The sequence below is a fragment of the Mycobacterium kiyosense genome, assembly GCA_021654635.1.
Lineage (GTDB): Bacteria > Actinomycetota > Actinomycetes > Mycobacteriales > Mycobacteriaceae > Mycobacterium > Mycobacterium kiyosense.
The window spans coordinates 4,888,721-4,900,677 of record AP025179.1 but is presented as its reverse complement, the minus strand read 5'-3'; the positions used below and the strand labels follow the sequence as shown (position 1 = coordinate 4,900,677).

Sequence of the window (11,957 nt, the reverse complement as noted above, 5' to 3'; positions counted from 1 at the left end):
ACCGATCGCCGGGCCAAGTGAATTCTGAATCGTCCACACAAGATTGTGGAAACTCATGCAGAACGCACATAATCGTGCGTAATGTCATCGATCGTTCGGGAGGAGGGGTCGGGGTCCCGGTGTCGATCCACCTCCTGCGCGAGAGTTGCCCATATCGCCTGACCGTGGGCTGTGCCGGCGGGTTGGACTCACCTCCGGTCAGCGGTCCACGGCCCCGGGCCGCGGTCGACTCTGTGGTGTGTTTCACCAGCTAGATTGCTGTGCCGACGCAATACGAGGTGTCGGCGTCATACGGGCTTTACTTGGGGGATTTTGCAGAGCTGTGATCTGGTCGCTAGTGCAGACAAAGGGCGGCGTCGGGAAGACGACGACGGCGATGTTCTTGGCCGCGGCTGCGGAGCGGCGGGGGATTGCGGTGCGTGTCGTCGATGCGGATCCGCAAGGATCAGCCTCTTCGTGGGCCGATCGGGCCGCGCACCGGGGGACGCCGCTGCCCTTTGATGTCGTTCCCGGGACAGCGGCGGCCGTGCGCGCCTTGGCGAGTGAACCGGGCGAACTGATATTGGTGGACAGCCCGCCCGCAGTGGCGGCGGCGATCGATGCCGCGATCGACGTAGCCGACCTGGTAATCATTCCGACCGGCCCCCGCGCGGCGGACATCGACCGAGTCTGGCCCACGCTGGACGTCACGCAGCACCGTCCCACGACGATACTGCTGACCCTGGTGGATGCGCGGAAGGTCGAGGCAGTGGAAATGCCGCAGGCGTTAATTGCTGCCAACGCCCCGGTCATGCACAGCGTGGTACGGCATCACAGTGCGATCGAGCGTGCGTTCGGTCGCGACATACCGCAAGATTTGGGAGACTACGCCGACGTGTTCGACGAACTCATTGCTGCAGCGTGGACCGACGGGAAGGCCGCGACGGTATGACGGAGAAGTCTTCGATGTCCGCAGCCGTGCGGGAGGCCGTGATCCGCCGGCCTACCGGAGCGGCCGCCACGGCGCGCGCGGCGAGTGCATTTCAGGGCTACGACGAGGCTTCGCAGCTCACACCCATGCCAGCACCGGTGGGCCACGAGGCCATGCGGACCACATTGCTCCTGCAGCAGACGATGCGTACCGCACTCAAGCGTCGGGCGTTAGACCAGGAAACGACCATGGGCGAACTCATCCGTACTGCTATCAATTTGGGGCTGAAGGATCCCGTTGGGTTGGCTCGCGCATCCGTGACTCATCGAGGCGCGGGCGGTGGTGTGCGGACCACGCTCGACTTGCCCCGGGCGATGCACCGTACCCTCAAGCGGGTCGTGGCGGATGAGGCGACGAGCCTGCAAGCGCTTGTCATGGCGGCAATCGTTCAGACTTACCCTGACCTGCGTTGATTGGCTAGAGGCCGTACGGCCACGCCAGTGGCCGCTTAGCTCCGTCCCCGAGTCGCCTCAGCTTGTCGTCGTCGCGCCGCGCGCAGCGGTGGCTCGCGATGCCCAGTTGCCACCACGTGATTCAGCCAGCCATCTGGCAAATAATGCACTACTATTTAAATAGTCATCTGCTTAACTATTCAGTATCTTTGTAAAAAGCGTTCTTGCATTCGCATATTGATGCATATATGTACTTCCATAAATCCTTATGGTTCGAGTTAGCAAATAGCTGTTCTGGCGGGAATCTTTAGATAATTTGATGCAAAGCTCGAGGCCGAGAACCGTTCGCACCATTTTTCGGAAGCTACTGCGAGTGGGGTCCGCGCTAGCTGTGGCGGGATGCGCAGTCGTCTTTGCCGTCGTCTTTGTGTGTCGCATCCCGGAGGGACCCGGCGCAGCTACGGCACTACCTGCGTCACCGCCGACGGAGCACGAGGCGACGCCGACAAGCCCGACCCGGCGGCCCCATCTGTCCCTAGTTGGCAATCACCTGTGGCGCGCGAGTCAGGGGAGGAGTATCCGCTCGCCGTTGAGCGTCCTCCGAGCGATGATCGGGCAGCTCAGCGGCCGCCGGTGTTGCCGATCAGCTCCACGCCGCTGCCGTTCCACCGGAACCTCACCACGCTGCCCACCCCGAGCGCATTGGGGTAGGTCAGCGCAACGGTGTCGCCGGTGCTCTGCGCGGGGTCGATCCCGTTGAACCCGTAGGTGTCCGGGACGCCCTGAGGGATGAACTTGCCGAGATGGAACAGCACCGCCCGGGTGGTCGGATTCTCGGCGTTGGTGTTGGCCTTGATGATCACCGCCGACAGTTGGGCGCACTCGTTGTAGTTGCCGGCCACCGGTTCGGGGTTCCACGCCTGCTGGCTGCGCGGGTCGCGGGGTAGTTCCGAGACGACCTTGGCGATGGTGGGTGCGGACAGATTGACTGCACAGGGATCGGGCGGGGCCGCACTAGTGCTCGGTGGCGGGCCCGCCGCGGCTGTCGGCGCGGTGGTGACAGCCGACGCAGCGGTGGGCTTTGTGGCCTGTGGCGTCTTGGCGACGGTTGAGTCCCCCGAGCCGCATCCAGCCAATGTCGCGGCCCCCGCCGCGGCTGACAAAGCTGTCAGTGCAGCGGCACGACAACGGAGCGACCACACATCGGGCACCGTACCGGCACCGGGCTGCCGGGTGTGGCAGGCGCGGCCGTACCACCATGTGGCGTGTGACCGTGCTGCGTTGCTGCTGCCTCGCAGATGATGACCACCGGTCATATGAGGTGGAGTCGTTCGGCGGCTGAAAAGTTGTTGAAATTACTTTTTCAATATGACCTACTGCGAAAGTTTCTGTGTAAAACTCACACCGAGCTCTGGCAATCACTAGTTAATCCATTGAAAGCTCCGCGGCGGGAGCGGAGCGGTGGCTTGAGCGTGCAGATTTCGGATGGGGGCTCTCAAATGTCTTACCTGTTGGTTTCGCCTAGTGCATTGTCTGCAGCAACAACAAATCTGACCGACATCGGCACGGCGGTCGAGGCCGCCAGAGCGGCGGCGGCGGGGTCGACGTCCCAGGTTGCGGCCGCGGCCGCGGATGAGGTGTCGGCGGCGATAGCAGCGCTGTTCGGCACCTACGGACAGGAATTTCAGGCGCTCAGCGCGCAGGCGTCGGTGTTCCATGACCAGTTCGTGAAGACGCTGGGTTCCGGCGCCGGGGCCTACTCGCTGACCGAAGCGACCGCGGCATCGCAGCTGGACACGTTGGCCCAGGAGGTGACCGGCCTGATCAACGGACCAAGCCAGGCGCTGACCGGGCGTCCACTGTTCGGCGACGGTGCGGATGGCGCGGCCGGGACAGGACAGCAGGGTGGCGACGGCGGTTGGTTGTGGGGTAACGGAGGCAAGGGCGGGTCGGGTGTGGCCGGAACGGCTACCACCGCCGCCGGCACCGGCGGGGCCGGTGGATCCGCATTCCTGTTCGGCCACGGCGGTGCCGGCGGGGCCGGTGGAATCGGCTGGACCGGGACGAATGGCGCGGCCGGCACGTCCGGCGGGACCGGCGGCGCCGGTGGCGCGGGCGGCCTGCTGTGGGGCAACGGCGGTGCGGGCGGTGTCGGCGGTGCGGGTGGTAACGGCAGCATCGGCGTCACCACGGCCGGCACCAGCGGAGATGGCGGGCACGGCGGTCTCGGCGGAGACGGTGGCGTGGGTGGCGCGGGACGCGCCTTGTTCTCCACCGGCGGTGCCGGCGGCGCGGGAGGTGTCGGCGGCGACGGCGGTGCGGGCGGCACCGGCGCCACCGGCACGACCGGCACGTGGGCCAGCGGCGGTACCGGTCTCGGCAGCGACGGCGGCGACGGTGGTAACGGCGGCCTCGCCGGCAACGGCGGCAAGGGTGCCGCGGGCGGCGCCGGCGGATTGTTCGGCTCCCTGGGCGCCAATGGCGACGGCGGCAGCGGCGGTAACGGCGGTGACGCTGGAATCGGCGGCACGGGTGGCGCCGGCGCGGCAGGCGATTGGAGCGCTGCCCTGAGCGCCGGCAACGGCGGTCACGGCGGCAACGGCGGCAACGCCGGTACCGCTCACGCCACTGGCGGGACCGGTGGCGCAGCGGGCACCGGCGGGCTGGCCGGCACCGGAACTGCAGGATCGGCGGGTCATGGTGGTGCCGCGGCCACCAGCGGCGGCGACGGGGGTAATGGCGGTGACGGCGCAACCGGCACCTTCAGCGCCGGCGGCACCGGCACGGGCGGCAATGGTGGCACCGGCGGCAATGGCACTGCGTTCGGCCACGGCGGGGATGGCGGGAAAGGCGGTGCCGGCGCCGACGGTGGTACCGGTCAACAGGCGGGCCACGGCGGCAACGGTGGTACGGGTGGTGACGGTGGCGTCAACGGCACCGGCGGCACCGGCGGCGCCGGCGGTAAGGGCGGCGCCGGCCAGAACCAGTTCAGCAACCCCAGCTTCGGTGGCGCAAATGAGGCACAGGCTGGTGGAACGGGCGGTACCGGCGGCAAGGGTGGCCTCGGTCACGGCAGCGGCGCCAACGGCAGCGGCGGCGCGGGTGGGGCCGGCGGTACCGGTGCCGGCATCGGTAGCGGTGCGACCGGACAGATTGGTGGATCGGGTGGTGCCGGTGCGGTCGGTACCGCAGCCGGCCCCGGTTACGGCGGCGGCGGTGGCGGCGGTGGCGGCGGTGCCCTCATTTCGGGACCCACCGGCACCGTCAGCGGTACCGCGACCGGCGGCTACGGCGGGCACGGCGGCGACGGCAGCGCCAGTGCGGCCGGCAGCACCGGGGGGACCGGTGGTAGCGCGACCATTTGGGCCGACACCGCAACCAGCACCGCCGGCGGTACCGCGAAGGGCGGCGACGGTGGCAACGCCTTCGGCACCGGTGGCACCGCCGGTGCCGGCGGGCAGGGCGCGATCGTGGCCCGCGGCGCGGACAGTCACGCCAGCGGCTTCGGCAACGGGGGCAGGGGCGGCGACAGCGTCGACGGAGGCACAGCCGGCTACGGCGGCCTGGGTGACGTGAATGCGAGTGCCGGAGGCACCGCGAGCGGCACGGGCACCGGAGGCAACGGCGGCAAGGCCACCGGCGCCGACAGCGTCGGCGGCAACGCGTACAACCCAGCCCGCAGCGGCGGCGAAGTACAGGCAGGCTACGGGAGTGTCACCGGTGGCAACTCCTCCGGTTTTGCGACCGGCGGCAACGGCGGCGATGCCAGCAACGGCGGACACGGCGCCACCGGCGGCTATGGGGTGGTGCTCTCTGCGGGGCTGGACGGGTCGGCGTCCGGCACTGCCACCGGTGGTAACGGCGGCGGCGCCAGTGCGTCCAATGCCAGCGGTGGCCTGGCCGGCGATGCCCAGGTCGGCGGTATTTACGGTTCTGCGACCGGCCACGCCGCTGGCGGCAACGGCGGCGACGGCCTCGGCGGCAGCGGCGGTAACGGGGGTTACGCGTGGGTCACCAACAACACCGACACCAGTCCGCTCGGCACACAGATTGTGAACGGCACCTCGATCGGCGGCAACGGCGGAAACGGCGGCGCCAACGGCACGAACGGCGCCGTGGGTGGACATGGCGGTGACGGTGCGGTCGCCAGGCTGATACCTCTGAACGGCACCCACTCCACTGACATGACCGTTCACGGCGGCAACGGCGGCGCCGGCGGCGCGGGCGGCAACGGCGTTGGCGGCATCGGCGGCAACGGCGGATCCGCCCAGGAAGTCGATGTCACCGGCGAGAACATGTCCGGCAACTACATCGAAAGCGGCGGCGGCGGGGCCGGCGGCACCGGCGGTGATGGCTTCAAAGGCGGGAATGGTGGTGCCGGCGGAGCGGCGCAGATCACCACAGCCGGCGGCGGCACGGTCAACGACAGCTCTGCCATTGGCGGGCTCGGTGGTCGAGGCGGCGACGGCAGCGGCACCGCCGCCGCCGGTGGGGGCGCCGGTGGCGGTGCCGCGACTATCTCCGCGTCCGATACGGGCAGCTCCGTCAGTGGGACCACCGCCAAGGGTGGCCAGGGCGGTGCCGGCGGTAGCAACGGCGGTGCGGGCCAGGTCGGCGGCGCGGCCATCGTCTCCGCTAGCGGCGGCGGGCACATCACCAACAGCAATGCCTTGGGTGGTTTGGGCGGCAGCGGCACCGGCGGCGGCACCGGCGGAAGCGGCGGCGCGGCCCTCGTTGGCTTCGACCCCACTACCGGCACGGTTCACGGTGGCACCATCTTCGGAGCGACCGCCCAAGGTGGCGAGGGTGGCGCAGGCACCGGCGGAACCGGCGGCGCGGGCGGTTCCGGCCTCGTCGTCGTCGACGGCACGGGAAGTACGACCGTCGCCGGCGGCACGATCGGTGGCGCCGGGCTCCAGGCCGTCGCAACCGGCGGCACAGGCGGAGCAGGTGTCAGCGGCGGGACCGGTGGTCGAGGCGGCTTCGGCGAACTCGAGGCCGGCCCGCAAGGCACCTCATATGGAAACTCAACCGGCGGTGCCGGCGGCAAGGGCACCGGCACCGGCAGCGTCGGCGGTCTGGGTGGACAGTCCGACATCCAGAGCGGCAAGACGACCGTGGTCGTCAATCCCAGCGGCGGCCCCGACATCTCGGTGGGCGGCCCCGGTGGGACGGCTCATGGTACGTCGACCGGCGGGGCCGGTGGCGACGCCACCAGTAACGGGACTGTGGGTGGCCACGGTGGCAACGGAGGAGGCGCGTCCATCGCCGCCGGCGGGGCCAACGCCGAGGCCACGGGCACGTCGCAGGGCGGCCGGGGCGGTGACGGCCTCAACGGCGGCACCGGCGGCGGCGCCAATGTCAGCGGAACGGGGAGCAACACAGGCTCTCCCGGTGCCAGCCGGATCAGCGCGCTGGGTCAGAACACCTTCGCGAGCGGTAGCGCCACCGGCGGCAGCGGCGGCACCGGTACCGGTGCCGGCAGTGTCGGCGGGAGCCCGGCCGACGGAAACATCATCGCGGCACTCTCCCCCAGCGGGGATCCCGGCAACTCCTCGCACCTGGTCAACCAGACAGTCCACGGTGGTAACGGCGGTAACGGCGGCAACGCCACCACCATCGGAACGGGTGGCAACGGCGGTGAGGCCGACGTGATCATGGTCGACAACGCGATCTACGAGAACAACCCCACTGGTATGAACGGCGCCAACCACCCGTAACCGAGGAACGCGGCTCCGGCCGGGCTGCGGCCTGGCCGGAGCCGCGTCATGCTGCGCACCGCCGACCGGCCGCTAACCTCCTGCGCCCGACGGCGCCGGCTTACCGACCACTAGACTCCCTAACCGATGGACACCCCTCCCGAAACCTTCGCCGACCTGCAGATTCACCCGTCGGTCCTGCGGGCGATCGCAGACGTCGGCTACGAGTCGCCGACCGGCATCCAGGCGGCCACCATTCCGGCGTTGCTCGCCGGCACCGACGTCGTCGGGCTGGCCCAGACCGGCACCGGCAAGACGGCGGCGTTCGCGATCCCGATCCTGTCCAAGATCGACACCACCAGCAAGGCGACTCAGGCGCTGGTGCTAGCGCCTACCAGGGAGCTGGCGCTGCAGGTGGCCGAGGCTTTCGGCCGCTACGGGGCGCATCTGCCGCAGCTCAACGTGCTGCCCATCTACGGTGGGGCGTCGTACACCGTCCAGCTGGCGGGGCTGCGCAGGGGCGCACAGGTAGTGGTCGGCACCCCCGGCCGGGTCATCGACCACCTCGAGCGCGGCACGCTGGACCTGTCCCGGGTGGACTACCTGGTGCTCGACGAGGCCGACGAGATGCTCACCATGGGCTTCGCCGAAGAGGTGGACCGCATCCTGTCCGAGACCCCGGAGTACAAGCAGGTCGCCCTGTTCTCAGCGACCATGCCGCCGGCCATCCGCAAGATCACCACCAAGTACCTGCATGACCCGCTGGAAGTCACCTCGAAGGCGAAAACCGCTACCGCAGAGAATATTTCACAGCGCTACATCCAGGTGGCGGGCCCGCGCAAGATGGACGCGCTCACGCGGGTGCTCGAGGTGGAGCCGTTCGAGGCGATGATCGTCTTCGTGCGCACCAAGCAGGCTACCGAGGAGGTCGCCGAAAAGCTGCGTGCCCGAGGGTTTTCCGCCGCCGCCATCAACGGTGACATCCCGCAGGGTCAGCGGGAGCGCACCATCGCCGCACTCAAGGATGGGAACATCGACATCCTGGTCGCCACCGACGTGGCGGCGCGCGGACTGGATGTGGAGCGCATCTCGCACGTGCTGAACTATGACATCCCGCACGACACCGAGTCCTACGTGCACCGCATTGGGCGCACCGGCCGCGCCGGACGCAAAGGTTCGGCCTTGCTGTTCGTCTCGCCACGAGAACGCCACCTGCTCAAGGCGATCGAGAAGGCCACCCGGCAGCCGCTCACCGAGGCGGCGCTGCCCACCGTCGAGGATGTCAACGCACAACGGGTCGCCAAGTTCGCCGACTCGATCACCAGCGCGCTGGGCGGCCAGGGCATCGAGCTGTTCCGGCGGTTGGTGGAGGATTACGAACGCGAGCACGACGTTCCGATGGCCGACATCGCCGCCGCGCTGGCGCTGCAGTCCCGCGACGGCGAGGCGTTCCTGCTGGCGCCCGACCCGCCGCCGGAGCGACGCGATCGCGAAAAACGAGGCCCGCAGGATCGTACCGAAAGGCCCAGGCAGACAAAGCCTTTCACCACCTACCGAATCGATGTGGGTAAGCGGCACAAGATCGGTCCGGGAGCGATCGTGGGAGCCATCGCCAACGAAGGGGGTCTGCACCGCAGCGACTTCGGTCATATCGCCATCGGACCCGATTTCTCGATGGTCGAACTCCCGGCAAAGCTGCCCAGGGCGGTGCTGAAAAAGCTTGAAAATACCCGCATCTCGGGTGTGCTGATCAACCTTCGGCCCGACCGGCAGTCCGACAAGAGGGCGCCCCGCAACGACGGTGGCAGACCGCGCCGGAAACCCGCCGGATGACGGTCTCCGAGGAGCAGGATCAGGGCGGACTCGAGCAGGTCTCCGGTGTCGACCGGGTGGCCTCGCTGACCGGTGTCCGCGCCGTCGCGGCACTGCTGGTGGTGGGCACTCACGCCGCCTACACCACCGGCAAGTACACCCACGGCTACTGGGGTCTGGTGGGAGCCAGGATGGAGATCGGGGTGCCGATCTTCTTCGTGCTGTCCGGTTACCTGCTGTTCCGTCCGTGGGTCAAGGCGGCGCAGACCGGCGGTCCACCGCCGTCGCTGACTCGCTATGCGCGGCACCGGGTTCGGCGCATCATGCCCGCCTATGTGATCACCGTGCTGGTTGCCTACGTGCTGTACCACTTCCGCGAGGCCGGACCCAACCCCGGACACAGCTGGCTCGGCTTGATCCGCAACCTGACGCTCACCCAGATCTACACCGACGGGTACCTCGGAAAGTACCTGCATCAGGGCCTGACGCAGATGTGGAGCCTGGCGGTGGAGGCGTCCTTCTATGTGCTGCTGCCGCTGTTGTCCTACCTGCTGCTGGTGTCGATAAGCCGACGGCGCTGGCGGCCCAAACTGGTGATCGCGACAATCCTGGCGCTGATGTTGATCAGTCCGGGATGGCTGATCCTGGTGCACAGTAATCATCAGATTCCCGACGGCGCCCGATTGTGGCTGCCGACCTATCTGGCCTGGTTTCTGGGCGGAATGTTGCTGACGGTGCTGCAGGCGGAGCGCGTGCGCTGCTATGCATTCGCCGCGATCCCCCTGGCGGTCGTCTGTTACTTCATCGTCTCCACGCCGATCGCGGGGGCGCCCACCACCTCGCCGGCGTCGCTGCCGGAGGCGCTGTGGAAGACGGTCTTCTACACGGTGATCGCCACGCTGGCGGTGGCGCCGTTGGCGCTGGGGAATCAGGGCTGGTACTCGGTCCTGCTGGCCAGCCGGCCCATGGTGTGGCTGGGCGAGATCTCCTACGAGATCTTCTTGATCCACCTGATCACCATGGAGTTCGCGATGGTCTACATCGTGCGAGCGCACGTGTACACCGGTCCGATGCTGTATCTCTACGTCGCAACGGTGGTGGTGACGATTCCGTTGGCCTGGCTACTGAACCGGTTGACCCGGGTCTAGGCGATCGCCTTTTCGGGTCAGACCCTGACCGCGAAAAAGATAGCGAAGGAAAAACTAGCGACGCGCCGACACCGGCGTCACCACCGGCACCACGAACTCCTCGATCATCGCTCGCTCGTCGGCCTCGTCGCGGCCGGGGAACGTCAGCATCGAGATGATCACCCGTACCGCCCAGCGGGCCCGCCGTTGCACCGCCACAGGGTCGTCAGGGCCCAGCGAACTCAGAAAGCCGGACACCAGCGCGACGATCACCGCGGACTGCCCAGCGAGCTCGCCGCCGATCGGCGGCTGGGTGGCCCCGAACCAGGCTGCCAGCGCGGGGTTTTCGCGGACCATCCGCAGGGTGGCGATGATGCCGTCGATCAGCCGTTCGCGGGGATCGGCAACCCGCTCGATCCGCCGCAGTATCTCGCTGCCCAGCCGGTGCGTCTCGCGGTGGACGTACGCGGTCCGCAGTGCCTCCCGACTGTCGAAGTACCGGTATAACGTTGCGCGCGAACACCCTGCCGCCCTTGCGATCTCGTTCATGCCGACCGAATCGGGCCCGTGCTCGGTGAACAGCCTCTCGGCGGCGTCCAGAATCCGGTCGGCGGCCACCTCGGTGCGCCGTTCGGCCAGCCAGTCCATCAGGATCGCATCCGGATCGGCACCGACAGCGGGCGCCGCACATAGCTGCCGCCCGACCACACGATGTGCTCGGGGTCGACTTCGAAATCCGGGCAGCGGCTGAGCAATTCGGTCAGTGCGACCCGCGACTGCATCCGCGCCGCGGCCGCGCCCAGGCAGTGGTGTGCACCGTGGCTGAAAGTCAGGATGTTGCGGGGGCGGCGCCGCACGTCGAGTTCGCCGGCATCGGGCCCGTACACGCGCTCGTCGCGGTTGGCCGACCCGTAGAGCAGCAGCACCCGACGTCCGGCCGGAATGGTGGTGTCTTCGATCGTGACGTCCCGGGTGGCGGTGCGGGCCAGGCCCTGCGCGGGGGAGGTGAGCCGCAACAACTCGTCGACGGCTTCCGGAATCAGGTCGTGATCGTCGACCAGCAGCTGGCGCTGATCGGGTCGCTGATGCAGCAAAGGCATTGAGCCACCGAGCATTCCGGTGACGGTATCGTTGCCTCCGGTGACCATGGTGAAAGTGAAGCCGAGGATCGAGAGCACGCCGGCGATGTCGCCGTCGGCACCGACGCCCGCGGCCACCAGATGCGAGATCGTGTCGTCCTCGGGTTCGGTGCGACGGCGTTCGATCAGCGCGGTGAAGTAGCCCATCATGGTCCCCACCGCATCGCCGACGGTTTCCAGTGCCCCGGCGATACCGCCCTCGGCGGTGTTGGCCGCGACGATGGCCTGGGTCCACCCGTCGAATTGGGCCCAATCCTCTTCGGGCACACCAAGATAATGCGCCACCACCATCGACGGCAGCGGCTTGAACAACTCGGTGACGATGTCGCCGCCGCCGTTGGCGCGTAGTGCCTCGATCCGCTGCACCACGAACTCGCGCACCTTGGGCTCGACCGCCTCGACCTGACGGGGGGTGAACCCGCGCGAGACCAGCTTGCGGAACTCGGTGTGCACCGGCGGATCCTGCATCACCATCGGCGGGTTGTCCCGCAGCCCGATCATGTCCAGGTCACCGTAATTGACGGTCAGGCCCTCCGCCGAGGAGAACGTCTGGTGGTCGCGCGCGGCGGCCCAGACGTCCGCGTGCCGGGACAGTACGTAGTAGTCGTTTTCCGGGTGCCCGGATGGCACGACGTGGTGAACCGGGTCGTGGTCGCGCAGCGCCCGGTACATCGGCCAGGGGTTGGGCCAGGTCTCTGCGGTGGCAAGCACGAACTTCGCGGGCGCCTCGTGAGACATAACAGCGGTCATGTCTTATATCTACGACATTCGCCGGTATTTGTCAACGAAGCACCGGTGGCGTTCGCCTGAGCGTTGCC

Annotated in this window: 8 protein-coding genes; 5 read left to right on the top strand and 3 right to left on the bottom strand. The window is 68.3% G+C overall.

The window, feature by feature from the left end:
- Positions 1-322 precede the first annotated feature (322 nt).
- Both L6444_RS23025 and L6444_RS23020 read left to right on the top strand, forming a co-directional pair.
- Positions 323-931 (top strand): ParA family protein, encoded by a 609-nt coding sequence (locus L6444_RS23025; RefSeq protein WP_370653198.1) that lies wholly within the window; start codon positions 323-325, stop codon positions 929-931.
- A 14-nt stretch (positions 932-945) separates the two neighbouring features.
- Entirely contained in the window at positions 946-1,383 is a 438-nt protein-coding gene (locus L6444_RS23020) for a hypothetical protein (RefSeq protein WP_236977472.1), read from the top strand.
- 599 nt (positions 1,384-1,982) lie between these two features.
- On the opposite strand, the gene L6444_RS23015 is transcribed toward L6444_RS23020, so the two are convergent.
- Positions 1,983-2,573 carry an LppP/LprE family lipoprotein gene (locus L6444_RS23015; protein WP_236977471.1) on the bottom strand — a complete coding sequence of 197 codons (591 nt, stop codon included), beginning with the start codon at positions 2,571-2,573 and terminating at the stop codon, positions 1,983-1,985.
- 318 nt (positions 2,574-2,891) lie between these two features.
- Between L6444_RS23015 and L6444_RS30820 the strand changes: the two genes are divergently transcribed.
- From L6444_RS30820 to L6444_RS22990, 3 genes are all read left to right on the top strand, one after another.
- Positions 2,892-7,082 (top strand): PE domain-containing protein, encoded by a 4,191-nt coding sequence (locus tag L6444_RS30820; protein WP_459551874.1) that lies wholly within the window; start codon positions 2,892-2,894, stop codon positions 7,080-7,082.
- A gap of 126 nt (positions 7,083-7,208) precedes the next feature.
- On the top strand, positions 7,209-8,894 hold the full coding sequence (locus L6444_RS22995) for a DEAD/DEAH box helicase (protein ID WP_236977470.1): 1,686 nt from the start codon (positions 7,209-7,211) through the stop codon (positions 8,892-8,894).
- Entirely contained in the window at positions 8,891-10,021 is a 1,131-nt protein-coding gene (locus tag L6444_RS22990; RefSeq protein ID WP_236977469.1) for an acyltransferase family protein, read from the top strand. The genes L6444_RS22995 and L6444_RS22990 overlap by 4 nt, the downstream gene beginning before the upstream one ends.
- Before the next feature lie 54 nt (positions 10,022-10,075).
- Here the strand turns inward: L6444_RS22990 and L6444_RS22985 are convergent, their stop codons facing one another.
- Positions 10,076-10,648 (bottom strand): TetR/AcrR family transcriptional regulator, encoded by a 573-nt coding sequence (locus tag L6444_RS22985; protein ID WP_236977468.1) that lies wholly within the window; start codon positions 10,646-10,648, stop codon positions 10,076-10,078.
- Entirely contained in the window at positions 10,648-11,889 is a 1,242-nt protein-coding gene (locus tag L6444_RS22980; protein WP_236977467.1) for a cytochrome P450, read from the bottom strand. The genes L6444_RS22985 and L6444_RS22980 overlap by 1 nt, the downstream gene beginning before the upstream one ends.
- Positions 11,890-11,957: the final 68 nt, after the last annotated feature.